The 24,784-nt window shown below is 41.5% G+C and carries 20 protein-coding genes; 17 read left to right on the top strand and 3 right to left on the bottom strand.

What is annotated here, in order from left to right:
* The first annotated feature begins 15 nt into the window (after nucleotides 1-15).
* The 8 genes from D1164_RS22635 to ilvA all read left to right on the top strand — a co-directional run bounded on the left by D1164_RS22635 (nucleotide 16) and on the right by ilvA (nucleotide 10,587).
* On the top strand, nucleotides 16-1,530 hold the full coding sequence (locus D1164_RS22635; protein WP_119352192.1) for a 2-isopropylmalate synthase: 1,515 nt from the start codon (nucleotides 16-18) through the stop codon (nucleotides 1,528-1,530).
* A 33-nt stretch (nucleotides 1,531-1,563) separates the two neighbouring features.
* On the top strand, nucleotides 1,564-2,964 hold the full coding sequence (gene leuC / locus D1164_RS22630; protein ID WP_119352191.1) for a 3-isopropylmalate dehydratase large subunit: 1,401 nt from the start codon (nucleotides 1,564-1,566) through the stop codon (nucleotides 2,962-2,964).
* Between the two features lie 76 nt (nucleotides 2,965-3,040).
* A complete protein-coding gene (leuD, locus tag D1164_RS22625; protein ID WP_119352190.1) occupies nucleotides 3,041-3,631 on the top strand; it encodes a 3-isopropylmalate dehydratase small subunit in 591 nt (196 codons plus the stop codon).
* Between the two features lie 110 nt (nucleotides 3,632-3,741).
* Entirely contained in the window at nucleotides 3,742-5,325 is a 1,584-nt protein-coding gene (locus tag D1164_RS22620; RefSeq protein ID WP_206611095.1) for an alpha-isopropylmalate synthase regulatory domain-containing protein, read from the top strand.
* A gap of 175 nt (nucleotides 5,326-5,500) precedes the next feature.
* A complete protein-coding gene (locus D1164_RS22615) occupies nucleotides 5,501-6,562 on the top strand; it encodes a 3-isopropylmalate dehydrogenase (RefSeq protein WP_119352189.1) in 1,062 nt (353 codons plus the stop codon).
* Between the two features lie 14 nt (nucleotides 6,563-6,576).
* On the top strand, nucleotides 6,577-7,644 hold the full coding sequence (gene leuB / locus D1164_RS22610; RefSeq protein WP_119352188.1) for a 3-isopropylmalate dehydrogenase: 1,068 nt from the start codon (nucleotides 6,577-6,579) through the stop codon (nucleotides 7,642-7,644).
* A 248-nt stretch (nucleotides 7,645-7,892) separates the two neighbouring features.
* Nucleotides 7,893-9,293, top strand: a complete 1,401-nt coding sequence (locus D1164_RS22605; RefSeq protein ID WP_119352187.1) for an ATP-binding protein — start codon at nucleotides 7,893-7,895, stop codon at nucleotides 9,291-9,293.
* Between the two features lie 31 nt (nucleotides 9,294-9,324).
* A complete protein-coding gene (gene ilvA / locus D1164_RS22600; RefSeq protein ID WP_119352186.1) occupies nucleotides 9,325-10,587 on the top strand; it encodes a threonine ammonia-lyase in 1,263 nt (420 codons plus the stop codon).
* A gap of 222 nt (nucleotides 10,588-10,809) precedes the next feature.
* Here the strand turns inward: ilvA and D1164_RS22595 are convergent, their stop codons facing one another.
* Nucleotides 10,810-12,522 (bottom strand): alanine/glycine:cation symporter family protein, encoded by a 1,713-nt coding sequence (locus D1164_RS22595; protein ID WP_119352185.1) that lies wholly within the window; start codon nucleotides 12,520-12,522, stop codon nucleotides 10,810-10,812.
* A gap of 81 nt (nucleotides 12,523-12,603) precedes the next feature.
* On the opposite strand from D1164_RS22595, the gene D1164_RS22590 reads away from it, so the two are divergent.
* Nucleotides 12,604-12,855 (top strand): hypothetical protein, encoded by a 252-nt coding sequence (locus tag D1164_RS22590; protein WP_206611094.1) that lies wholly within the window; start codon nucleotides 12,604-12,606, stop codon nucleotides 12,853-12,855.
* A 168-nt stretch (nucleotides 12,856-13,023) separates the two neighbouring features.
* Here D1164_RS22590 and D1164_RS22585 read toward each other — a convergent pair whose 3' ends face one another.
* Complete coding sequence (locus tag D1164_RS22585; RefSeq protein WP_119352183.1) at nucleotides 13,024-13,956, bottom strand: DMT family transporter; 933 nt, start codon at nucleotides 13,954-13,956, stop codon at nucleotides 13,024-13,026.
* A 7-nt stretch (nucleotides 13,957-13,963) separates the two neighbouring features.
* Nucleotides 13,964-16,417, bottom strand: a complete 2,454-nt coding sequence (gene pheT / locus D1164_RS22580; RefSeq protein WP_119352182.1) for a phenylalanine--tRNA ligase subunit beta — start codon at nucleotides 16,415-16,417, stop codon at nucleotides 13,964-13,966.
* 438 nt (nucleotides 16,418-16,855) lie between these two features.
* Between pheT and D1164_RS22570 the strand changes: the two genes are divergently transcribed.
* From D1164_RS22570 to D1164_RS22530, 8 genes are all read left to right on the top strand, one after another.
* Nucleotides 16,856-17,533, top strand: coding sequence for a DNRLRE domain-containing protein (locus tag D1164_RS22570; RefSeq protein ID WP_119352180.1), 678 nt, complete (start codon nucleotides 16,856-16,858; stop codon nucleotides 17,531-17,533).
* Between the two features lie 161 nt (nucleotides 17,534-17,694).
* On the top strand, nucleotides 17,695-18,522 hold the full coding sequence (locus D1164_RS22565; protein WP_119352179.1) for an alpha/beta hydrolase: 828 nt from the start codon (nucleotides 17,695-17,697) through the stop codon (nucleotides 18,520-18,522).
* Nucleotides 18,523-18,885: 363 nt separating this feature from the next.
* Nucleotides 18,886-19,368 carry a GNAT family N-acetyltransferase gene (locus D1164_RS22560; protein WP_119352178.1) on the top strand — a complete coding sequence of 161 codons (483 nt, stop codon included), beginning with the start codon at nucleotides 18,886-18,888 and terminating at the stop codon, nucleotides 19,366-19,368.
* An 86-nt stretch (nucleotides 19,369-19,454) separates the two neighbouring features.
* Nucleotides 19,455-20,039 (top strand): Crp/Fnr family transcriptional regulator, encoded by a 585-nt coding sequence (locus D1164_RS22555; protein WP_119352177.1) that lies wholly within the window; start codon nucleotides 19,455-19,457, stop codon nucleotides 20,037-20,039.
* A 60-nt stretch (nucleotides 20,040-20,099) separates the two neighbouring features.
* Nucleotides 20,100-20,807 carry a CPBP family intramembrane glutamic endopeptidase gene (locus D1164_RS22550; RefSeq protein WP_119352176.1) on the top strand — a complete coding sequence of 236 codons (708 nt, stop codon included), beginning with the start codon at nucleotides 20,100-20,102 and terminating at the stop codon, nucleotides 20,805-20,807.
* Nucleotides 20,808-21,011: 204 nt separating this feature from the next.
* Complete coding sequence (map, locus tag D1164_RS22545) at nucleotides 21,012-21,776, top strand: type I methionyl aminopeptidase (protein WP_119352175.1); 765 nt, start codon at nucleotides 21,012-21,014, stop codon at nucleotides 21,774-21,776.
* Nucleotides 21,777-21,981: 205 nt separating this feature from the next.
* Complete coding sequence (locus tag D1164_RS22540) at nucleotides 21,982-23,103, top strand: ATP-binding protein (RefSeq protein WP_119352174.1); 1,122 nt, start codon at nucleotides 21,982-21,984, stop codon at nucleotides 23,101-23,103.
* Nucleotides 23,104-23,674: 571 nt separating this feature from the next.
* A complete protein-coding gene (locus D1164_RS22530) occupies nucleotides 23,675-24,478 on the top strand; it encodes a hypothetical protein (RefSeq protein WP_119352172.1) in 804 nt (267 codons plus the stop codon).
* The last annotated feature ends 306 nt before the right edge of the window (nucleotides 24,479-24,784 follow it).

The following is a 24,784-nucleotide window of genomic DNA, read 5'->3' as shown; positions in this document are numbered from 1 at the left end:
GAAAAATAAGTAAACATGAGTGACAGGCTTTTCATTTTTGACACTACCCTGCGCGATGGCGAGCAGGTACCGGGATGCCAGTTGAACACAGTCGAAAAAATCGAGGTGGCCAAGGCATTACAGGAACTGGGTGTTGACATTATCGAAGCCGGGTTTCCAATTTCAAGCCCGGGCGATTTTGAATCGGTGGTCGAGATTTCCAAAGCGGTAACGTGGCCGACAATTTGCGCTCTTACCCGCGCCGTACAAAAAGATATTGATGTAGCTGCAGAGTCGCTAAAATACGCGAAAAAGGGGCGCATCCACACAGGAATCGGTACTTCCTATTTCCATATCCACCACAAGCTAAATTCAACCCCTGATGCCATTCTCGAACGGGCTGTGGAAGCGGTAAAATATGCAAAAAAATATGTGGAAGATGTGGAATTCTATGCCGAAGATGCAGGCCGCACAGAAAACGAATACCTTGCAAAGGTAGTCGAAGCGGTAATTAAAGCCGGCGCCACAGTGGTAAATATTCCCGACACAACCGGGTACTGCCTCCCCCATGAATTTGGTGAAAAAATCAAATACCTTGTCGAAAATGTAAATGGTGTTCACAAGGCCGTAATCTCCACCCATTGCCACAACGACCTGGGGATGGCCACAGCCAATACCATTTCGGGTATTATGAACGGGGCACGACAGGCCGAAGTAACCATTAACGGTATTGGGGAAAGGGCCGGGAACACTTCGCTGGAAGAAGTAGTGATGATACTGAAAAGCAGGTACCAGGTACTGGGAATTGAAACCGGTGTGAACACAAAAAACATTTACCACACCAGCAGGCTGGTTTCTACATTGATGAACATGCCGGTGCAGCCGAACAAAGCAGTAGTGGGACGCAATGCTTTTGCCCACTCTTCGGGTATCCATCAGGATGGCGTATTGAAATTCCGCGAAAACTATGAGATTATGGATCCTGCCGACGTAGGCATCAATGAATCATCCATATTGCTTACCGCACGCAGCGGTCGTGCAGCGCTCAAACACCGGCTGGAAATAATGGGGTTTGAACTTACAAAGGAAAAACTGGAAGAAGTTTACGAACAGTTTCTGAAACTGGCGGATAAGAAAAAAGACATTCGCGACGACGATATCGCTTTACTGGTAGGCGACGCCACCCGTCAGGAACACCGCATTAAGCTTGACTTCCTGCAGGTTGTTACGGGCAAAAGCCTTACGCCGATGGCCATTGTTAAGCTTAACATTGCCGGTGAAAGCTTTGAAGCTTCTTCTTCCGGTAACGGCCCGGTAGATGCTGCCATCAAAGCGGTGAAGCAAATCATTCATCGCCAGGTGACAATCGAAGAATTTCTTGTTCAGGCCATTACCCGTGGCAGCGACGATATCGGTAAAGTGCACATGCAGATTGATTACAACGATTCAATTTTCCACGGATTTGGAGCCCACACCGATATTGTAACCGCTTCGGTGGAAGCTTTCCTTGATGCAATAAACAAATTACCTGTTGTACACGAGGCAGTTTAAAATTAGAAAAACGCATAAACAGAGTTAATATTAATGGAAGCAAAAACATTATTTGACAAGATCTGGGACGCCCACGTAGTAAAGAAAGTGGAAGGTGGCCCCAATGTATTGTACATCGATCGACATTTTATTCATGAAGTGACCAGTCCTGTTGCTTTTCTCGGACTGAAAACCCGGGGATTGAAAGTTTTCAGGCCCGATAGAACCACTGCCACCCCCGATCATAATGTACCTACCGAAAACCAGCACCTCACCATCATGGATGAGTTATCCAGAAACCAGGTGGAAATGCTGAAAAAAAATTGTGCGGAACACGGGATTACATACCACGACCTCCAGAGTGAAGGGCATGGTATTGTGCATATCATCGGACCGGAAATGGGATTGACACAACCGGGGATGACCATTGTTTGTGGTGACAGTCACACCTCAACTCACGGGGCATTTGGCGCCATTGCTTTTGGTATCGGCACCAGCGAAGTGGAAATGGTGCTGGCCAGCCAAAGTATTATGCAGCCCAAACCAAAAAAAATGCGGATAACGGTGAACGGACAGCTGAAAAAGGGTGTAACTGCCAAAGACATCGCCTTGTACATTATTTCGAAAATTTCCACCAGTGGGGGTACCGGCCATTTTATTGAATATGCCGGTTCGGCCATTACAAATTTAAGTATGGAAGGCCGCATGACCCTCTGTAACCTGAGTATTGAAAGCGGTGCACGCGGAGGAATGATTGCCCCCGACGAAACCACCTTCGATTATATCAAAGGCCGCGAATTTGCTCCGAAGGACGGAGAATGGGAAAAATCAGTGGCAGCCTGGCGTGAGCTGAAAAGCGACGAAGGGGCTGTATTCGATACCGAATATACATTCGAAGCTGACGACATTGAGCCGATGATTACCTATGGTACCAACCCGGGGATGGGAATGGGAATTACGCAAAATATCCCTGTCACAACAGGCATGGAAGGATCGGACAAAAATACATTCCTCAAGTCTCTTCAGTACATGGGATATCACGAAGGAGAAGCCATGCTGGGAAAAAAAGTGGATTACGTTTTCATCGGAAGCTGTACCAACGGACGGATTGAAGATTTCAGAACATTTGCCGATTTTGTAAAAGGAAGAAAAAAGGCATCGGATGTTACGGCCTGGCTGGTTCCGGGGTCACAACGGGTAGAAAAACAAATACGCGCCGAAGGATTGGATAAAATCCTGGAAGAAGCCGGTTTTCAACTCAGACAACCCGGGTGTTCTGCCTGTCTGGCAATGAACGATGATAAAATACCTGAAGGGAAATATGCAGTTTCCACTTCGAACCGGAATTTCGAGGGCCGCCAGGGACCCGGTGCGCGCACCATGCTTGCCAGTCCGATTACAGCAGCGGCAGCTGCAATAACCGGCGTAATTACCGACCCGAGAGAACTGTTGTAATTTTTATTTTTACACCTGACAGAAACTAAAAAACATGTCGGTGTTTCATTAAATATTCTGAATAAAATATAGTAACATGGCATACGATAAATTTTCAACAATAACTTCGCCGGCAGTACCGTTAGCGGTAGAAAACGTGGATACCGACCAAATTATTCCTGCCCGCTTTTTAAAAGCAGTGGAGCGGAAAGGTTTTGGCGATAACCTGTTTCGCGACTGGCGATACAACAAAGATGGCAGTCCGAAAGCCGATTTTCCGCTGAATAATTCAAACTACTCCGGAAAAATACTGGTAGGGGGGAAAAATTTCGGGAGCGGTTCAAGCCGCGAGCACGCTGCATGGGCTATTTATGATTACGGATTCAGGGTAGTCGTTTCCAGTTTTTTTGCTGATATTTTTAAAAATAATGCATTGAACAACGGCCTGCTTCCAGTTGTTGTTCCTCCGGAATTCCTTCAAAAAATTTTCAATGCAATAGAAAAAAATCCCGATACTGCATTTGAAGCGGATCTGGAGAAACAGACATTTACAATTTTGGAAACAGGTGAATCAGTAGAGTTTGAAATTAATCCGTATAAAAAACATTGCCTGAAAGACGGACTTGACGACATCGATTACCTGGTTGCAATGAAAGATGAAATTGGAATATTTGAAGAAAAAAGATAAAGACGCGGTCTGACCGGGCAGTTATGGCTTCCTCTTCTGTTGGCAGAAACCAATGAAGAGGAAGTCCGTTATTGGAAAAATGGTATTTATTTGGCTATAAAAAGGGAAAGATGACAGGTAAAACAGTTGAAATTGAAGGGGAACGCCTCACCATAATGGACACCACACTGCGCGACGGGGAACAAACTACCGGAGTTTCGTTCAAAGAGGGCGAAAAACTAAGTGTGGTCAAAGTGCTGCTGGAAGATGTTCGTGTAGATCGTATCGAAATCGCTTCGGCGCGGGTGTCGGAAGGTGAATTTAAAGGAGCACAGCGGGTACTGCGTTGGGCAGAAGAAAAAGGGCATCTCGACAAGGTGGAAATCCTCGGTTTTGTTGACGACAAAATCTCATTGCAGTGGATTGCGGATGCCGGAGGAAAAGTGGTTAACCTTCTTTGTAAAGGTTCACTGAAACATGTAACCGGACAATTGAGAAAAACGCCCGAACAACATCTTGCCGACATAAAGAAAGTAATTGCCAATGCCACAGAAATGGGAATCAGGGTAAATGTTTACCTGGAAGATTGGTCGAACGGCATGCGGAGTTCAAAAGAGTATGTCCATTTTATGATCTCCAATCTCAGCAAAGAAAAGGTAGATCGAATTATGCTTCCCGATACGCTGGGGATTCTTGACCCGGACGAAACGTATGACTTTTGCAGGGAGATGACTGAAACATACCCTGGGGTTAAATTTGATTTCCATGCCCACAACGACTATGATCTGGCCATAGCGAACGTTTTCCATGCGATTAAAGCCGGTATCAGATGTGTGCACACTACGGTAAACGGACTGGGAGAACGGGCTGGTAACGCACCGCTTTCGAGTGTGATTGCCACCATTAAGGATCACCTGAAAATGAAAACCAATGTTAATGAAACCCAGTTAAACAAAGTGTCGAAACTGGTAGAATCGTTTTCAGGTATTCGCATTCCTACCAACAAACCACTCGTTGGTGAATTTGTTTTTACACAGTGTAGTGGAATTCATGCTGATGGCGACAATAAAAACAACCTCTATTTTAATGATCTCCTTCCTGAACGGTTCGGAAGAATAAGGCAATATGCCCTGGGAAAAACATCGGGCAAAGCCAATATCAAAAAGAATCTGGAGGATCTGGGAATTGAACTCGACGCCGAGTCATTAAAAAAAGTAACCCAACGGATCATTGAACTGGGAGACAAAAAGGAAACGGTAACTTCTGACGAACTGCCATACATTGTTGCAGATGTGATGGAAAACGACCTCATCGAGCAGAAAATCAGGGTAGTCAACTATTCTGTAACCCACACAATGGGATTGCGCCCGGTAGCTAACATAAGCCTTGAAATAGAAGGGAAGCTGTACGAAGAAATCAGCGACGGGGATGGCCAGTACGATGCCTTTGTAAAAGCATTGAGAAAAGTTTACAAACGCCTGGGTAAATCCTTTCCCAAACTGGTGGATTACGTGGTAACCATTCCGCCTGGCGGAAAAACAGATGCCTTGGTTGAAACAGTGATTACCTGGAAAAATAAGCGGGAATTTAAAACCAAAGGCCTTGATCCGGATCAAAATTCTGCTGCGATAAAAGCTACCATCAGGATGTTGAATATTATTGAAAATGAATTCAAACCCGGATTACTGGACAAAATTCTGAATAGTATCACCTAGTAAAAAAACTTCCCCCGGTTCAGTCTTTTGCAAATGCAAAGACTAAATGAAAATGTAAAATTGTACGGATGTTTAATATTCAGAAAAATCAAGGTCTAATAGTTGAATATAAATTATTTATGTTATCATTGCGACTCAAGAAAAAATTCAAATATCAAATTAAATCTTATAATCAATGAGCAAATCATACAACATTGCAGTACTACCTGGCGATGGAACAGGACCGGAAGTAGTTATTGAAGGAAAAAAAGTTTTATCAGCAGCCGCCCAAAAATTTGGGTTCAAATTAAATTATGAAGAGTTTGATTTTGGTGGCGACCGCTACCTGAGAACGGGAGAGGTACTTCCCGATACAGCATCAGACCAGTTGAGTAAATTCGATTCCATTTTTCTTGGCGCCATTGGCCATCCTGACGTAAAACCAGGTATTCTTGAAAAAGGCATTCTACTCAGACTTCGTTTCGAGCTTGATCAGTACATCAATTTACGGCCTGTAAAACTCTACCCGGGAGTTCCAACCCCCCTGAAAGATAAGGGACCAGAACATATTGACTATGTAGTGGTACGCGAAAATACCGGTGGTTTATATACCGGTACCGGAGGTTTTACCATGAAAGGGACTCCGGATGAAGTAGCCATACAAAGTATGGTTTACAACCGCAAACAGGTTGAAAGGTGTTTGAAATTTGCTTTTGACTACACCAAAAAACGCAATAGAAAAAATACCCTGGCTCTTTGCGGTAAAACGAATGTATTAACGTATGTCTATGATTTATGGGAAAGAGCTTTCCATGAACTTGGCGCAAAGGATTACCCGGAAATAAACCGTGATTATTACCATGTGGATGCCACATGTATGTGGATGGTTAAAAACCCGGAATGGTTTGATGTTATTGTAACAGGCAATATGTTTGGAGACATAATAACAGACCTTGGTGCTATTACGCAAGGTGGTATGGGTATTGCCGCCGGAGGAAATATTAATCCGGAAGGTGTATCCATGTTTGAGCCCATCGGAGGTTCTGCTCCGAAATATACAGGCAAAAATGTTATCAATCCGCTGGCAGCTATTGCATCTGGTGCGATGATGCTTGATCATTTGGGAGAAGAAGAAGCAGCCCTTGCGATTGAAGCAGCGATAATGGATGTAACGGCCAATAAACTGAAAGATATGGGAGCCGGAAGAATGGGGTACTCCACCACGGAAGTAGGAGATTTAGTAGCAGAAAGAGTATAATTATTAATGTTAAAATGAAATTTAAAATTGCAAAATTACCGGGCGACGGAATTGGCCCGGAAATAGTTGAACAGGCAGAGAAAGTTATTCATGCCATCGGTAATAAGTTTAATCACCAATTTAGTTTTGAGTTTGGGATTGTTGGTGCCGCAGCAATTGATAAGGTCGGTGACCCATATCCGGAAGAGACACACAATATTTGTCTGAACTCTGATGCAGTATTGTTTGGAGCCATTGGCGACCCAAAATATGACAATAACCCTGCAGCAAAAGTACGGCCCGAACAGGGCTTGCTGGAGATGCGTAAAAAACTGCAACTGTATGCCAATATAAGGCCGGTAAGTACATTTGAGTCATTAATCAATAAATCTCCGTTAAGGCCAGAATTGATTGAAGGCGCTGACTTTATGATTATTCGTGAATTAACAGGGGGAATTTACTATGGTGAATTAAGGGGCCGAACCGAAAACGGAACAAAAGCCTTTGATACCAATGTCTATTCAAAAGAAGAAATTGAACGCGTAGCCAAACTTGCTTTTAGTTTTGCAGCAAAGCGCAGGAAAAAACTCACTGCAATTGATAAAGCAAATGTGCTGGCCACATCGCGATTGTGGAGGGAAACAATCCAGGAAATGGAGAAAGACTACCCGGACATTGAGGTGGATCACATGCTTGTTGATAACGCAGCAATGCAAATTATTCAGTGGCCCAAAAAGTTCGACGTAGTAGTTACCGAAAACATGTTCGGCGATATCCTCACCGACGAAGCCAGCGTAATTACAGGATCGCTCGGTTTATTGCCGTCCGCTTCTATTGGAATCCACACCTCGGTATTCGAACCCATTCATGGTTCCTATCCACAGGCCGCCGGGAAAGACATTGCCAATCCCATTGCGACCATCCTTTCCGCTGCCATGATGTTTGAGTACTCCCTGAATCTACCGGAAGCGGGAAAAACCATTCGGGATGCCGTCGCAGCTTCTTTGGCCGAAGGTTTTGTAACAGAAGACATTGCTTCCGGACAGGCCTATAAAACGTCACAGGTAGGCGACTGGATTGCACATTGGATTGAAAAAAATTAGGAATTGCGGTTTTTAACTATCTCTCTTTTGGTAATTAGAAAATTGCCAGTCCTGAAAAAAAACCGTTCTCACTTAGTTAGGAACGGTTTTTTTTCATTCCTCTTAATCAACTGAATAATACTCTTTCCCCAAACTTTTTTTGAAAAAACATCGAATACTACTAAACCTTTAGGGTTGTTTGCCAGTTTTAAAGTTACACTGCTTTTGATTTGTACATTTGACAAGATAGACCAACTAATAATTCAAACATGGTGAAATTTTTTTCATTCATTACCAGGAAAGAACCTGCTCACACACTTCAATTGATTAATGAAGAGATTCTGAAACAAAATGTGGAGCGGCTAATTTACCTGGCAGGTGTAGGAATTCCGGCAGCAATCATTCATATTGTATTCTTTTCCATCAACCTCTCTGAAACCAGTTCGAATGACTATACATGGCGATTAGGGATCATTTTTTCGCGTAGCATTATAGTACTTATCCTGCTGGTAATCGGCTTTATTGGCATAAATCATAAGCGAAAGTCAATCCCGAACAAAAAAACAATGCAGTGGCTTTTTCATTTTTTCTATTCTTTGGGCATCCTGATTGCTGTCTGGATTACAATCATCGATCAATTGGTAACAACGAGTATTAACCCGTTTCTGATTATTTGTATTGTTCTTTCCGTATTCTTTCTGGTCAGGCCTGTTTGGGCCCTGCTTAATTTCAGTGCAGGATTTTTACTTTTATCCCTGTTCCTGCCAAAAGTACAGGCCGATCAGTCTGTTTTACTCTCAAATATATCGTATAATCTAACAACATTGATCGTTGTGGGGATTTTATCGATTGTTATGTGGAACCTTTTCCGCTCGAAGATGAAACAATCGATTACCATTGCAGAACAGACGAAACAGCTGGAGATAAAAAACAGAGAGCTAAAGGAACAATCAGCGAAACAACAGATGTTAATCAAAATGCGCGACAAATTTTTTTCTGTTATTGCGCATGATTTGAGAAGTCCCCTGAACGGAGTACTCGGTCTTAGTGAAATAATGTACAGGGAGACAGACCAGATGAGCCAGGCCGAAATAAAAAATTGCAGCGGATCAATCTGGTCATCTACCAAACAAACGTACCTTCTTTTGGAAAACCTGCTGGAATGGGCCCAAATGCAACAGGGTCAGATTAAATTTTCACCGGCCGGATTAAACCTTCAGTCTCTGGTACATGAAAACTTCGACCTTTTAGCAGAAAATGCTTTTCAAAAAAACATTCAACTGGAGCAAAATATCCCAAGTGGATTAACTGTTTGGGCCGATAAATCCACGCTGAATTCTATCCTGCGCAACCTGATTTCAAATGCTATTAAATTTACAGAAGAGGGAGGGGATGTTTCTGTTTCAGCAAAAAAAGAAAAAAACCAGGTAAAAATTGCAGTAACAGACAGTGGTGTAGGAATGGAACCTTCCATCATCAAAAACCTGTTCAAAGAAGAAGAAAAAACATCTACCTACGGGACAAAAAAAGAGAAAGGAAACGGACTGGGCCTGATCCTGTGTAAAGACTTTACAGAGCGAAACGGGGGTACCATTCATGTGGAGAGTGAACCTGGAAAAGGCAGCACTTTTTATGTTATCTTACCGGTTTCTGCCAACGCTCAACAATGAGAATCCTTATCTTTGTCCAAAACAATAAAAAATGAGTGAAACAGAAAAGTACTTCCCAAAGCTGGGAGATATAACCCGTGCCAACATCAGGATAAACCACATTACCAAACATACACCATTACAAAAAAATCTGAATCTTTCGGAAGAGTTTGAAGCAAATATTTTGCTAAAAAGGGAAGACTTGCAGGCAGTTCGCTCTTACAAAATACGAGGGGCATTTAACAAAATTGCGCAATTAACAAAAGAAGAATTACAAAAAGGAGTGGTTTGTGCCAGCGCCGGGAATCATGCACAGGGAGTGGCTTTCTCCTGCCGGCAGTTAGGCATTCGGGGTAAAATTTATATGCCGGCTACTACTCCCCGGCAAAAAATCAGGCAAGTTGAAATGTTTGGCAAAGAAAACGTTGAAGTTATTTTGACCGGAGACACTTACGATGCTGCGGAGCTGGCTGCGCTCAACGATTGCCGCCAAACCGGAATGGCTTTTATTCATCCGTTCGACGACCCACAAATTATCGAAGGGCAGGCCACCGTGGCACTGGAAATATTACAAGACATTAAAGAGCCGGTTGACTACCTGTTTGTGCCCGTAGGAGGTGGCGGTCTGGCTGCCGGTCTGGGAGCTTATTTCAAGCAGGTAAGCCCGCAAACCAAAATTATTGGCGTGGAGCCTGCCGGAGCACCCTCCATGCAAAAATCGCTGGAAGCCGGTAAAGTAGTAGAACTCCCTGAAATAGACAAGTTCGTTGACGGAGCAGCCGTAAAAAAGGTTGGAGAAATATCTTTTGCTGTTTGCCAAAAAGTAATCGACCAGATGGTCACCATTCCGGAAGGAAGAATCTGCACCAAAATACTTGAATTATACAACCACGATGCCATAGTGATGGAGCCTGCAGGTGCGCTCTCCATCGCTGCTCTGGATCTGTTCAGGGAAAAGCTGGCAGGTAAAAACGTGGTATGTATTGTCAGCGGCAGTAACAACGACATTACCCGCATGGAGGAAATCAAGGAACGCTCACTTCTTTACGAAGGACTTAAGCATTACTTTATTGTGAGGTTTCCTCAACGGGCAGGAGCGCTCCGCGATTTTGTTGATTTGGTGCTGGGGCCAACCGACGACATAACCCACTTTGAATATTCAAAAAAAACCAACCGGGAAAAAGGACCGGCTGTTATCGGCATTGAGGTTCAGCAAAAGGAAGATTTTAACGGTTTAGTCCAGCGCATGAAAGAAAACGGGTTTGTTTATGAGTACCTCAATGAAAAGCCGGATCTGTTTCAATTTTTGATTTGAAAGTGGTATTATTCGGGTAGAATAAAAAGGGTGTTTATTCATCGTGTGCCATTCGCCTCCAGTAAGAAAAGGCATACAAAACCATCCTTGAAGGGCAAGCAAGCAGGGAAAGTTTCGCTTGTGCGAGAACGGTGATGTAGTTTGGTTTTACAACCCAGGTTCATTTTATAAATCAACACCAGCAAAAAACGGGTTACCGACACCCTTAGCCTGCTACACTCCCTACATCTTAGGTGTTTTCTTCCCCGGAAAATGTTCATACCATTCTTTCCAGAACAGTTGCACTTCGGTTTTCATTTCTTTATGCAGTGAGAGGATGCCAACCAGGTTGGGAATGGTCATCAGGGCAATTGTAATCCCCGAGAGAGTCCACACAATGGTAGTGTCAACAAATGAGGCGAAGAAAAAACCTATAACATACACAAAACGATAATAGATAACCCCCTTACTTCCAAAAAGGTAGGTAACAGCCCTGCCTCCATAGTACGACCAGCTGATAGCCGTAGAAAAGGCAAAAAGCAACAGCCCGAGGGCTACAATGTATTTTCCATAATCGCCCAGCCAACTACGCGTGAAGGCAACAGTCGTCAGAGGAGCACTGTGCATCAATGAATTACCAGTGAGGGTTAGTCCCGGCTGGGTTACCAGGTTACCGCCCTTAAAGGTTAAAGTTCCCGTGTAGGGCTGATTATTAAACCATACCTGTACACTTTCGGCCACCGAACGGGCATGAAGAATGGTTGGCTGATTCCGGATTTGCCCTTCAGAAACATTCAGGCTGCCGGAAAACAAGGGCAGGTCAATATCCCCTGACAGGAATTGATAGAGTTGTTTACGTTCATCAGGATTCGATTCTGAATACTGTCCTTCCAGCACCATTAAATCAGTTTCCTGAAACTGGTTGGGAAACTTTTCTTTCCACACACCGGACGACAGCAACACCAACCCGGTGAGCGTACAAATAATTATGGTATCAATAAACGGTTCGAGCAAGGCAACCAATCCTTCGGAAACAGGCTCATGAGCGCGTGCTGCCGCGTGGGCAATAGGCGCTGACCCCTGCCCTGCTTCGTTCGAAAATAATCCGCGGTTTACTCCCCGGTTAAATGCAAAAGCAATACTGCCGCCCAAAAACCCTCCGACAGCAGCCGTTCCGGAAAATACATCACCCACAATGGCTCCAATGGAAGGAAGAATGTTTTCATAATTATAAACAATAACTGCCATGGCTCCTAAAAAATAAATGATGGCCATAATAGGTACCAGGCGCGATGTTACTTTTGCAATCCGCTTAATTCCTCCCAGAATTACCAAGGCCAGTAATACTGCCAAAACGGCCCCTGTCAGCATTCGGTTCAACCCAAATGTTTCGAACATAGAATTGGAAATACTATTAATCTGGGGAAGGTTTCCGGTGCCGAAGGAAGAGAAAATGGTAGCAACAGCGAAAATAACGCCCAACACTTGCCCTGTTTTCAGTACCTTTTTATTTTTCAGACGAATATTCAGCCGTTTATGCATGTAGTACATGGGGCCCCCTGCAATACTCCCGTCTTCCACTTGCTCGCGGTATTTATGCGAAAGCGTTACTTCTACAAACTTGGTCGTCATGCCCAGTGCAGCCGTAACAAGCATCCAAAACAACGCAGCCGGGCCACCGAGGTGAATGGCCAGCGCTACCCCGGCGATATTCCCTGTGCCAACCGTTCCTGAAAGTGCAGTAGTAAGCGCCTGAAAGTGAGAAGTATCCCCCTGATCACCCTGCCGATCAAACTTTCCGCGAACAATACGAATTGAGTGATGTAAATAACGAAACTGAGGGAATTTCAAATATATGGTAAAAAAAAGGCCGGTGCCTAAAAGTAAAAAAACGAACCACTGCGATCCGCCAATATAACCGTCAATAAGAGAAAGAAAATTGTTTAATTCATTCATTCTAGGTTCATTTTTTTTAATTTCCGCTAAAAATAGCAATCTATTTCATAAATTAGCAACATAATTTTAAAAGTAAGCATCATGTTGCCCAGATTTTTATTAGCTGATAACTCGCTGGAAACACCCGAAACCATTTTTGTGGTGCATACCGAAATTCCTCGTTTTATTATTGAAGCTGACATCGATGATTTTGAAAGCAACCAGGAAATCCACTGGATTGATGATGAACCCGATGATGAAAACCTTATTGCACAACTGGTAGAGGAAGCCGAAGAATTTCTGGAAAAAGAATTTGAAAACGAAGAATTTCTGGACTCCGACGAAGAAGAATAACACACGGAATCAAACATCGGCAAAAAGGGACTAAACACACGACACGACCTGATTTTAGAGACATTCACTGGAATTTTCCTAATAATTTTCGCGAGCAAAATCTCCGACAGGTGTCATATACCCCCTATTAATCTCTCGGAAAGCCGGTTACCATTATTTTCATGATTGTTATTCCTGAAAAGTCTCTGGAGAATTAGCCTTTGTTTTCTTTGCTTTTCGAACGACCAGCAGGGCGCCGGAAATAACAAGCGATGCCCCCAGAATGGTCACCAGTGAAAACCTTTCGTGCGAAACCCAATCCACCTGCAACCAGGTTAAAATTGCCATGGTGGTAAACGTTATAATCGGATTTATAAAAATGATAACACTCACCTTACTGGCTTCAATAAAGCGCAGCGCCTGGGCAAGGCAACTGTAAGCAACCAGCGTATTAACACCAAGAAAAACCAGGAGCAGCCACCAGGTCCAATGCAACTGAAACACCGGTGTCAGATCAATTACCGGCAGGTAAACCAGCGTGGGAAACCCAAAAAGAAACAGGTTAAGCATGGGAGCAGAATACCTGACAACCAGTTTTTTCTGCATCACCGCGTAAAGTGCCCAGGCCAGGGCGCCACTGAGGGTAAACAGGACTCCGATATTATACTGTTCTTTTCCTTCGAAAAAAGCCCGGAGCTGATCGTTATAAAAAAAAGCAAAACCAACTAATGCAATAAAAAAGCCGGCCATTTGAAACCGCGTGAGCCGTTCTTTAAAAATGAAAAAGCCGGCCAGGGCAAGGGTAATCGGGCCAAACTGGATAAAAAGCTGGGCATTGCTGGGGGTAGTGTAATGAATACCCAGCATAAATCCTAAATAATTCCACGAAAGTCCGATGGCCGCAATAATAAGCATCAACGGAGGTTTAACCAGAATTTTCAAAGATGCGGGCTTATTGTAAAGCTGCCAGCCCAACAGGAGAATAAATGCCACAAAAAAACGGAACCAGACAACGGTTTGAGGATCGACCTCGCGCACTGCTACCTTTAAGGCAATAGCCAGAAAGCCCCAGAAAAATGCGGTAACAGCCGCATAAATGATTCCTTTTGTTTGATTCGACATGTGTACATTATTTGCGCAATTCAGCCCCCAACTCCCGTTCAAAGGCTGCAACCATTTTTTGCATGGTCTTATCTATTTGTTTATCATTTAGCGTACGTGAATCATCCCGCAGAATAAAACTAACCGCATACGACTTTTTCCCTTCGGGAACGCCTTTTCCTTCATACACATCAAAAAGACCCACTTCGCGAAGGATTTTTCGCTCGGTTTTAAAGGCCGTCTCCTCAATCTGCTGAAACTTTACCTGCTTGTCGATGAGCAGCGCCAAATCACGGCGCACCAAAGGAAATTTGGGCAACTCCCGGAATGCCACTTTATGTTTGGCCAGCCGCATCAATACGGCTTCCCAATTGAAATCAGCATAATAAACCACCTGACTGATTTCAAACTTTTTCTGAAACTTTTTCGACACAATGCCCAGTTCCAGCACTATTTTATTGTTTTCGATATAAGTTAGTCCTTCCGAAAACAATTCATTCTGACTTTCTGAAACCTTCAGCATACTAATGGTAAAACCCATTCGCTTCAGGATATTTTCGGCAACGGATTTCAACTGAAAAAAAGAGGTAGGCTGCTGCACTCCTGTCCAGTTTTCAGTTATTTTGGCCCCGGTAATAAACAGTCCGAGGTGCTCTTCCTCACGGTAATTGCTCACCGGGTCTTCTTTCTGCTCCGTTCCTTTTAAAAAGTAACAGTTACCGAATTCATAGAGTTTTAAATCTTTATTCTGGCGATTGGCATTGTAGGCGACACACTCCAACCCTCCAAAAAGCAGCGTCTGGCGCATGCCGTTCAGGTCGGCGCTGAGTGGATTCAGCAGGTTTACGGTTTGTTCCTCTTTGTATTGTTCCAATCCCTCATAATAATCCGCCTTGGTAAGGGAATTCGACCAGATTTCATTGAATCCCTGCGCAGTAAGCATTTCAGCCACAAGGTTCCGTATTTCATCGGGGTCGGGTTGCGGGGCATACTGCAACGATGACTTCACTAATGCCGGAATTTCCACGTTGTTGTAACCATAAATACGCAGGATATCCTCCACCACATCTGCTTCACGCTGCACATCCACTCGGTAAGGCGGAACCCGGAGCGACAATCCGTCTTCGGTTTCGTTTTCAATTTCTATTTCCAGCGATGTGAGAATGTTTTTAATGGTTTCTTTTCCCAACTCTTTTCCTATCAGACGGGTAATATTTTGATAGTTTACCTGAACGTTAAAGTGTTCTGCCGGCTTTGGGTACACATCTACTATTTCCGAAGAAATAGTTCCTCCGGCAATTTCCTTTATGAGCAGGGCTGCCCGCTTCAGGGCATAAATTACTCCGTTGGGATCTGTGCCGCGTTCAAAACGAAAAGAGGCATCGGTGTTTAGTCCGTGACGGCGTGCGGTTTTACGAATGAAAACCGGATCGAACCAGGCACTTTCCAGGAACACATTTTGGGTGCTTTCCTTTACTCCCGACTTGATACCGCCAAACACACCGCCAATACACATTCCTTCGCTAACATTGCAAATCATCAGGTCATCCCCGTGCAGTTCGCGCTCCACTTCATCCAGTGTGGTAAATTTTGTCCCGGAAGGTAACGTTTGCACCACTACCTTTCCGCCTGAGATTTCATCTGCGTCGAAAGCATGCAACGGCTGGCCGGTTTCAAACAGCACGTAATTGGTAATATCCACCACATTGTTGATAGGTGTATGACCAATGGCTTTCAACCGGTTTTTCAACCAGTCGGGCGACTCTCCTACTGTTATCCCCGAAATAGTTACCCCCGAATACCTTGGACAGGCCTCCGGGTTCTTAATTTCCACCGGAATTTCAAGATGGTGGTTGTCGGTTTTAAAATGATCCACCGGAATGCGTTTATATTCCGTTGATTTTGTCTGGTTAAGGAAGGCGGCTAAATCGCGGGCCACACCAATATGCGAACCACCGTCGATGCGGTTGGGTGTAAGATCGATTTCGATAACCCAATCCGATTTGATGTTGAAATATTCTTTGGCGGGCAAACCAATTTCCACCGATTCAGGCAGCACAATAATTCCCTCATGGCTCGTACCCATACCAATTTCATCCTCAGCGCAAATCATACCTTCGGAAACCTCGCCGCGTATTTTCATTTTTTTCAGGGTGAGTTCCTGCTCCCCCATATAAAGTGTCGTTCCAACCGGCGCCACCACCACTTTTTGTCCGGCAGCCACGTTGGGCGCCCCGCAAACAATATTCAGCAATTCGCCCGTGCCAATGTCCACCGTGGTTTTGCTCAGATGCTCTGAGTTGGGATGTTTTTCACAAGTAACCACCTTCCCCAAAACCAATCCATCCATTCCGCCTTTTACAGTTTCTACCTCTTCCACGCCAGCCACCTCCAGTCCGGTTTGAGTGAGAATTTTTGCCACTTCTTCGGGCGATTCATCCAAATTGATGTAGTCTTTTAACCAGTTGTACGATATCTTCATGATAAAAAATGCTTTGCCATTTTACGAAGCCACAAAAATAGAGATTTTAAACGGAAAGCGGGAGCTTCCCTTCCATTAAATTCCGAATTGGATTTTAGCCTCCGGTTGTTCCTTCGCCGGAATAGATTGTCAATCCACCACAGCCTTTTTACATGGCCTTCATAAACCCAGAACATTTCATTCTGTTTTCGCTTGTTTTTTTCGGTGACAATTCCTAATTTAGTTCCCGTAATTTTTTGTATATCAACAAACGACCAAAAACCTATGTTACATTCCGAACAGACCGATCCGCAGAAAAATTATTCAGTCAATTCCATAGCGAAGAAAAGGCACACAATTTTAGCTTCAGGAGATATTTGGGTATCGGTGAGGATAGGTAGGTGTTAAGTAGATGCAAAATAAAAACCAAAATATTATTGTTAATCTAAAATAAATGTTATGAAAAAAGTACTCGCCTTACTAATACCGATAGTACTAATTTTTATGGATTCCTGTAAAAAGGATTGTGACTGTCCACTATTAGTATCCCATGTGGTAACCTTACAACCAAATTCAGTTAAAGGTAAGGATGCCTTTATAGAAGATTATCCATTTGAAGATTACCGCAATAAAAATTGGGGCAATTCAGAGGAGTTAGCAGCTATTTCATGGACATCAGGAGGAACTCCATATATTGTTAGGAGTTTCATTGACTTTAATTTCGATACCATTCCGGCAAAAGCAATTATTGACAGTATAAAATTATCATTATATGCGCACGGAAATATTGGACATGGCTTTGGCCATGATACAATAGACGGTTCAAATGAATGTTACTTACAAAGGGTTATCGAAGAATGGGATGAAGATTTAATAACATGGAATACACAACCACAAACTACAGAATTGAACCAGGTATTGATACCCAAAAGTGATCGTACAATGCAAAACTATGTTTCAATCAATATAACATGTCTAGTTAAGGATATTTATAATAACATAGACGAATCACATGGATTGATGCTTCGGTTAAAAAATGAGGACGGTTTAAGAAGAAGAATGTTTTTTGCCACAAGTGATATTGAAGAACATCAAAAAAGGCCAAAACTTGAAATTTATTATTCGATATATGAATGAATAGTCAGCACTCAACAAAGTCACATATTACAAAGCAGGGTTGGTGGTACGCCATCCGAAGATTCTGACTCGGCGGTTCAGGGAGCACGGATATGAGTGCTCGCCGAAAATCTGTCAGAAAAAAATTTTAAAACCGTTACCATTAATAAAAAAGAATAAAAATGAGAAAAATTATATGCTCTATCGCCATCATATCAATGTTCTTTGTTGCTCATGCTCAGGAAACGCAATACATCATTCAGCAGGATATTCATTATTATAATGACTCCATTAATCAATCCGACGAATACATCAACGAGCGGTGTGTGTTAGATGTATATTACCCAAAGAATCTAAAAGGATATGCAACAATAATTTGGTTTCATGGAGGCGGATTAAAAGCCGGGAACAAGGCAATTCCCCAAGCGTTAAAAGACAAGGGAGTCGCTGTTGTGAGCGTAAACTATCGTTTATTTCCCCAAATAGGAGCGCCAAAGTATATTGAGGATGCAGCGGCATCTGTAGCCTGGGTTTTTAATCACATTGAAAGCTTTGGTGGAGATTCTTCTTTGATATTTCTTTCCGGCCATTCTGCCGGCGGTTATCTTGTCAGTATGGTCGGATTGGATAAAAAATGGCTTTCCCAATATAACATAGATGCGAATAGGATTGCGGGGTTGATTCCATTCAGTGGCCACACCATTACACATTTCACAGTAAGGGAAGAAAGGGGGATTGATGGAAAGCAACCCGTAATTGATGAACTGGCTCCTCTTTATCATGTAAGGAAAGATGCTCCTCCGGTTTTACTTATCACAGGAGACAGGGAATTAGAACTGTTAGGCAGGTATGAAGAAAATGCTTATATGATGCGAATGATGAAAGTAGCGGGCCATAAAGATACCCGCCTCTATGAACTGGACGGATATGGACATGGAATGACCGAACCGGCTTTCCCTCTATTATTGAAAGAAGTGGAACGAATAATGGACAAGAAGATGATTAAATGATAATAAAGCATTACTAAAGACAGGTCTTTATTCAAATCGTTATCCGTAAAATCAGAATGATTACAGATAGAATCGGGCAGGTATTATTAAACAGTAAAAACTATAGGTAACAAAATGTAAATTGCAAAGCAACCATTATTAAAATATAACATCTTATTGCCAGGCAGATATAATATATAAGAGAATTGCACAATGAAACCAATTAATACACGAGTAATTTGCTTTAGTTCTTTCATATTACTAAATATTTTATCTTCATGTGAAGGCACCTCTTTATCAAATTACAATTTTTTTTAATTCAGGTTGATAGCATCCGGGCTCCTGATAATATTTTAGAGAAACAAATCACAGTTGAATAAAAAAATGGATATTGAATTTAAGAAACTGGCGGAAATTAAAAAATCAGACATTATTGAATTAATGAACAATCCGTTGGTGAGGCGCCAAATGCCCTTATTGAAAGGCGACTTTAATGAACTCGTTTGTGATAAATTTATCGTTGCCAAAGAACAACTTTGGGCCGAACATGGCTACGGCCCGTGGGCATTTACCATAAATGATAAGTTTGTTGGCTGGGGTGGATTACAGCCGGAGAACGGTGAGGCAGACCTCGCATTGGTACTACATCCGGATTACTGGGGTATAGGCAAAGTTTTGTACAAAGAGATTATACGTAGGGCCTTTGGAGAAATGGGCCTGACTTCAATTACCGTGCTGTTTCCCCCCACAAGAACACGAACTAAGGGATTATTGCGCCTCGGATTTAAGGAGGATAAAGAATTTGAGATTGAAAATGAACGGTTCATCAGGTATCGACTGGAAAAACCTGTCAGAAACAAATGGTAAAATGGAACTTGATGATACATCAACCGCTAATTTCCGGACAGACTTTGGAACAACCATTCACTGACTGACTTTTGACACATAAGAATATGAGAACCGAAGAAAAAATAAAACAAGCTTTTGACCCTTATTTCAATGTCCCGCTTGAAGCGTGGAAATCATTTACCAACCTGGGTGAAATTATAACAACGGAAAAAGACGAAATCCTGAAAAGCACAGGAACAACGGAAAAATATCTGAGCTTCATACTGAAAGGAAGCGGTGGAATTTTACTTTGGAACAATAACAACTTTGTGTGTATTGACTTATGCTATGAAGGAGAATTTTTTGGAGACTATATGTCGTTCCTGAACCAACAACCGACGCCGCTTGAAGTAGTAACTTTTGAACCTTCTGAACTTTTTAGAATATCTAAAACAAATTTTAACAAGTTGAGCAACAACACGGAGTTTGGCGACAAAATATGCCGTTTTGCTTCCGAAGCGCTTTTTGTTCACAAACAACAGCAACAAATAGATATACTTACCCAAACAGCCACAGAAAGATACGTTTACCTGCAGACCAAACATCCCAAAATTATACAGCGAACACCTCAAAAATATATTGCGTCCTATTTGGGTGTAACACCACAAAGTTTAAGCAGAATAAGAAAAGAGCAAACAACAAAGCATTAGTTATCATAGGGTAACAGAAAAAGCATTTTTCAATCAGACCTTTGCAAAAATAAATCTGATATGAAAATGTTTTACACGCTTTTAATTGTAGGGATTTCAACGGTTCTGTTAGCAACTTCGGGGACTTTCACAAATCAAATCGCCCTGCAAATTCATCCGAACAGCTTTGTGAATGGAATGGCAAAGTACCAGATTTTTGCTTTGACAGTCGGAATTTTAACAACCATCGCGATTCTGGTTTTAAACCCCGAAAGCAGACAGTTTCTAAATACAGGCCAACTGAGCATTATCGCCGAAAAAGAAAAATGGCTTGGAATAAATGGCAAATCGTCATGGACGGTAAATGGCCTTCAATTACTGTTCTTTATAAGTATTGCAACAGGAATATTTATGTTTTTAGCGGTCAAGCACACCAACAGTATCCACCATTTTCAATGGAGCTTTATTCCTGTAATATTGCTGTTTTCGTTAACAAACTCATTGACCGAAGAGTTGATTTTTCGTTTTAGTATTGTTGGCGGACTTTTTAATCATTATCCTAAATTGACCCTATTGATTATATCTGCTGTAGTCTTCGGACTGCCACATTATTTTGGAAATCCGGGTGGAATCACCGGCATGTTAATGTCTGGAGTGTTAGGTTACATTTTGTGTAAAGCAACCATTGAAACAAAAGGGCTCTCCATTGCATGGACTATACATTTTGTGCAGGACATTATTATTTTTACTGCCTTGATGATGATAAACGTCAGGCAAAATACGTTCTGACACTGATACAGCAAAGGGCAGCCACTAACCTGCGGGCATAAGACATTGCCGGCTAAGTGGTAACATGAAATTTTCGTACCTTTGCCAAAGTTTCCAGTGTTCTGAAAGTGTGGTGATTTGAAATAGGTAACGTTTCATTCCACCAATCCATCAGGCAATCTAAAAATGAAAACGCACACAAATAATTTGAATAAATAAAAAAACATGTCGATAACAGAAGAGTTTGAATGGATAGGAATGAAAAAAGCCAGCGAAGCGGTTGCCCTTACCTTAAAAGAAATGAAAAAGTTTGCCCGGCCCGGTATCACAACAAAAGAACTTGACAGGTATGGAGCACAGATATTATCTGACTTTGGGGCAAACTCAGCGCCGTTCCTTACCTATGGGTTCCCGGGCTGGACATGTATTAGTGTCAACAATGAATTCTGCCATGGAATTCCTTCAGACAAACGGATATTAAAGGAAGGGGATTTAGTAAATATCGATGTTTCTGCCGAGTTAAATGGATTTTGGGCCGACAATGGCAGTTCATTTATTTTGGGTGAAGATATTCATAAACATCAAAAATTAGTAAATGCTTCAAAATTCATTTTGAAAAAAGCCATCAACAGTATTAAAGATGGAGTTCGTATTTCGGATATCGGATACTTAATGGAAAACGAGGCAAAAAAGAGGGGATTCAGCGTGATAAAAAACCTTGGCGGACACGGCGTTGGGAGAAGCCTTCATGAACAACCGGATGAATTGCTTAACTGCAGAAACAGGTTTGACCAGAGAAGGTTTCAGAAAAACTCCGTTGTGGCAATAGAAACGTTTATTTCCACCACATCCACTTATGCAGATACTCTGAACGACGGATGGACTTTAGTGGGCAACAGGGGGGGATATATGGCGCAGCACGAACACACAATTGTTATAACGAACAAAAAACCGATCATTTTGACAGAGATGAATGAAATCTGGAATTAACCCGGCCAATAGGGCCTGAACCGCGAACATGTTGCCAATAAGGGCAGATTGAATTTTAGCTGGTTCTTTTCAACACCTCCCCGTATTACATCCTATTAGACAGAATGTCGTTGGACACAAGCTTGGAAAAAGAACAATACATCACACAAAAACATAACTATTGGTGAATTAAATCATCAATTGTTGTATCTTTGAAATAAAAAATATGTATGCAAGATATCTGAGTGATACAATTAAAAAACGAATCGGTTCAGGAAAAGCTATAATCGTTATTGGACCAAGACAGGTTGGAAAAACAACTTTAATTGAATCAATTCTTGAAAAAAAAGAGTATCTGCTTCTTGATGGAGATGACCCTAAAACAAGAACTTTATTGACTGAACCAAATACTGAAGAGATTCGGACAATCTTAGGAAAATACAAATTTGTATTTATTGATGAAGCGCAAAGAATCGAAGGAATCGGTCTGACAATGAAAATAATAACAGACCGATTTAAGGATGTTCAATTATTTATAAGTGGCTCTTCATCATTTGACCTGATCAATAAAATTAATGAACCATTAACAGGGCGAAAATGGGAATACAAGCTATTTCCAATATCCTGGGAGGAATATGAAAATCATCATGGGTATTTATATTCGGAACAACAATTGGAAAATAGATTATTATATGGATTTTATCCTGATGTAATAAATAATACTGGTGATGAGATTACTATTCTAAGAAACCTGGTAAATAGCTATTTATACAGAGATATTCTTTCATACTCGAGTATAAGAAAACCAGAGATACTTGACAAATTAGTACAAGCCCTCGCACTTCAAGTTGGAAGTGAGATTAACTATTCCGAGTTGGCTCAAATAGTTAGCGTCGACAAGAATACAATCAGCAAATACATTGACATATTGCAAAAAGGGTATATTATTTTTAAACTCGGCAGTTTTAGCCGGAATGTTCGAAATGAAATTAAAACCAATAAAAAAATTTATTTCTATGATAATGGTGTTAGGAATATGGTAATTGGAAATTTTAACCCACTAAGTTTAAGAACAGACAAAGGTGCTCTTTGGGAGAATTTTCTTATTTCAGAACGAATAAAACAAATAGAATATAAACAAAGTTTGGCCCGCACATATTTTTGGAGAACAAAACAACAGCAAGAAGTTGATTTTGTGGAGGAAAACAGCGGCAAAATAACTGGATTTGAGTTTAAGTGGATGAATAAAAAAAATGCAAAACTACCCAAAACGTTTACAGAAAATTACGATGCAGAAGGCAAAGTGATTGACAAAAATAACTTTAGAGAATTTATAAAAATCAATTAATGCCAGTGCGTAACAAAAAAGATATGTAATGTGGGGTTCAGTGGTTTTTCAAGCCACAGTTCTTCGTTGCAACACAGCCAATTCACCTTTGACGATTTGGCTGTGAAAAGAAGTTCATATACTTGAATAGCCTCCTCCGTGCCGCCTGCTTTACATGACATCCTTAAAACCAGTATACTCCATTCCGTTTTCTCTTGTTTTTTTCACCGGCAATTCCTAATTTAGCTCCCATAATTTTTTGTATATCAACAAACAACCAAAAACCTATGTTACATTCCGGACAAACCGACTCACCAAAAAGTATTCTTAGCCAACTCCATGAAAAGAATTGCACCAAAAATAGATACAATATATTTGCTAGCATAGATACACCAACGTTAGGCATAATTCGCCACACAAGCACTTCCGGATTAGAAAACAAACAAATCTATCCAATCTTCCAGAGCTTATTAAGTCCTATTGCTAACGTAAAATCGGATATTTAAAATGAGCAAACTTACAAAATCATAAATACATGAAAATCAGAGACTCACTTTTACATTAGGTTGAATTAAAAACCAAAGCACAGAGTATGAAGAATACAATTTTAGTTACACTCATCACAACTGTTATATTTTTAACCAGTTGTTCAGACGACGATATGGGAGAGCCTGTATTTCGATTAACAGAATTCAATGGTGCTTATGCAATGCGCCCAGGCACATTTCTATCTGGTTATCTTACTGATTTAAATTGTTGTCTTATTGAATATCAAAATGGAAAGGTTTCAAAAGCTATTTACAAAAATACAATAGGCCAGCCTTTACCTGTTGACGGATTTACTGGAAACGTAAACTTGACAAACGAATATCACGAGATAGTCTACCAAAAGAATATCGTTAAAATAATCAAAAAAATTGATAGTGATGATATTCCATACACTCCTCAAATAACTCAATTGACACTTGATAAAACGAAGAGAATAATAAAAAGAACCGATAGTATTTCAAAAGATACGACAGAATATAGCTATTCGAAGAATGGTCTGTTAAACGAAAGTGTTACCTACAATGGAGATTGTTGTATTGTAACCAGAAAATTCTATTTTGATTCAAATAATAATTTAACTCGAATATACGAAGAATCGAACTATAATAATGGCAGCAAGTTTTATGCCTTTGAATATTTTGACGGCTATGATAATGGCATTAATGGATTTAAAAATCTCGGTATAATTGAAGGAGCTTTTACGCGCTCGTTTTCTCAAAATAACTTTAATGTGTACTCTCGCGCATCTTATAATAATGAAAATATTTTGCAAGATACCATGAGAATTACCCTTAACGTAGAATATGACGAAGATGGTTATCCAATTTATGGCGATTGTACTGAATAAATTAACTATGCCTAACAATATACATATTCCAGGGCGGGGTCGGTGGTACGCCAACTGCGGATTCTCGTTTCGCAGTTCCCTGTCCTTCGGACAGGAACGCTCTCCGAAATCCGCTACGACAACATGCACCAGCCGTCAGACTGTCTAAAAACCTAACCATATTTTGTTAAAAACTCAGACATATATCAACAGCGACAAATACAGGTATTTAGTACCTTCAGGCATGAAATACATTAAAGGACAAGACAGGACACAAATAACACTATTCCCGGTTTCGCTGGAAGATGCAGTTGATGCTGAAAATGA

Origin of the sequence: Mariniphaga sediminis (assembly GCF_003573545.1) — a bacterium.
GTDB classification, from domain to species: Bacteria; Bacteroidota; Bacteroidia; order Bacteroidales; family Prolixibacteraceae; genus Mariniphaga; species Mariniphaga sediminis.
Note: the sequence above shows the minus strand (reverse complement) of the source record. Positions and strands in the feature narration are given on the sequence as shown.

Bases quoted from the DNA above. Each gene is read 5' to 3' on its own strand.
- D1164_RS22530 (WP_119352172.1), top strand. From the start codon at position 23,675: ATGAAGAATACAATTTTAGTTACACTCATCACAACTGTTATATTTTTA.
- D1164_RS22635 (WP_119352192.1), top strand. From the start codon at position 16: ATGAGTGACAGGCTTTTCATTTTTGACACTACCCTGCGCGATGGCGAG.
- pheT (WP_119352182.1), bottom strand. From the start codon at position 16,417: ATGAAGATATCGTACAACTGGTTAAAAGACTACATCAATTTGGATGAA.
- map (WP_119352175.1), top strand. From the start codon at position 21,012: ATGTCGATAACAGAAGAGTTTGAATGGATAGGAATGAAAAAAGCCAGC.
- D1164_RS22590 (WP_206611094.1), top strand. From the start codon at position 12,604: ATGTTGCCCAGATTTTTATTAGCTGATAACTCGCTGGAAACACCCGAA.
- ilvA (WP_119352186.1), top strand. From the start codon at position 9,325: ATGAGTGAAACAGAAAAGTACTTCCCAAAGCTGGGAGATATAACCCGT.
- D1164_RS22550 (WP_119352176.1), top strand. From the start codon at position 20,100: ATGAAAATGTTTTACACGCTTTTAATTGTAGGGATTTCAACGGTTCTG.
- leuD (WP_119352190.1), top strand. From the start codon at position 3,041: ATGGCATACGATAAATTTTCAACAATAACTTCGCCGGCAGTACCGTTA.
- D1164_RS22540 (WP_119352174.1), top strand. From the start codon at position 21,982: ATGTATGCAAGATATCTGAGTGATACAATTAAAAAACGAATCGGTTCA.
- D1164_RS22605 (WP_119352187.1), top strand. From the start codon at position 7,893: ATGGTGAAATTTTTTTCATTCATTACCAGGAAAGAACCTGCTCACACA.
- D1164_RS22585 (WP_119352183.1), bottom strand. From the start codon at position 13,956: ATGTCGAATCAAACAAAAGGAATCATTTATGCGGCTGTTACCGCATTT.
- leuB (WP_119352188.1), top strand. From the start codon at position 6,577: ATGAAATTTAAAATTGCAAAATTACCGGGCGACGGAATTGGCCCGGAA.
- D1164_RS22615 (WP_119352189.1), top strand. From the start codon at position 5,501: ATGAGCAAATCATACAACATTGCAGTACTACCTGGCGATGGAACAGGA.
- D1164_RS22565 (WP_119352179.1), top strand. From the start codon at position 17,695: ATGAGAAAAATTATATGCTCTATCGCCATCATATCAATGTTCTTTGTT.
- D1164_RS22560 (WP_119352178.1), top strand. From the start codon at position 18,886: ATGGATATTGAATTTAAGAAACTGGCGGAAATTAAAAAATCAGACATT.
- D1164_RS22620 (WP_206611095.1), top strand. From the start codon at position 3,742: ATGACAGGTAAAACAGTTGAAATTGAAGGGGAACGCCTCACCATAATG.
- D1164_RS22570 (WP_119352180.1), top strand. From the start codon at position 16,856: ATGAAAAAAGTACTCGCCTTACTAATACCGATAGTACTAATTTTTATG.
- leuC (WP_119352191.1), top strand. From the start codon at position 1,564: ATGGAAGCAAAAACATTATTTGACAAGATCTGGGACGCCCACGTAGTA.
- D1164_RS22595 (WP_119352185.1), bottom strand. From the start codon at position 12,522: ATGAATGAATTAAACAATTTTCTTTCTCTTATTGACGGTTATATTGGC.
- D1164_RS22555 (WP_119352177.1), top strand. From the start codon at position 19,455: ATGAGAACCGAAGAAAAAATAAAACAAGCTTTTGACCCTTATTTCAAT.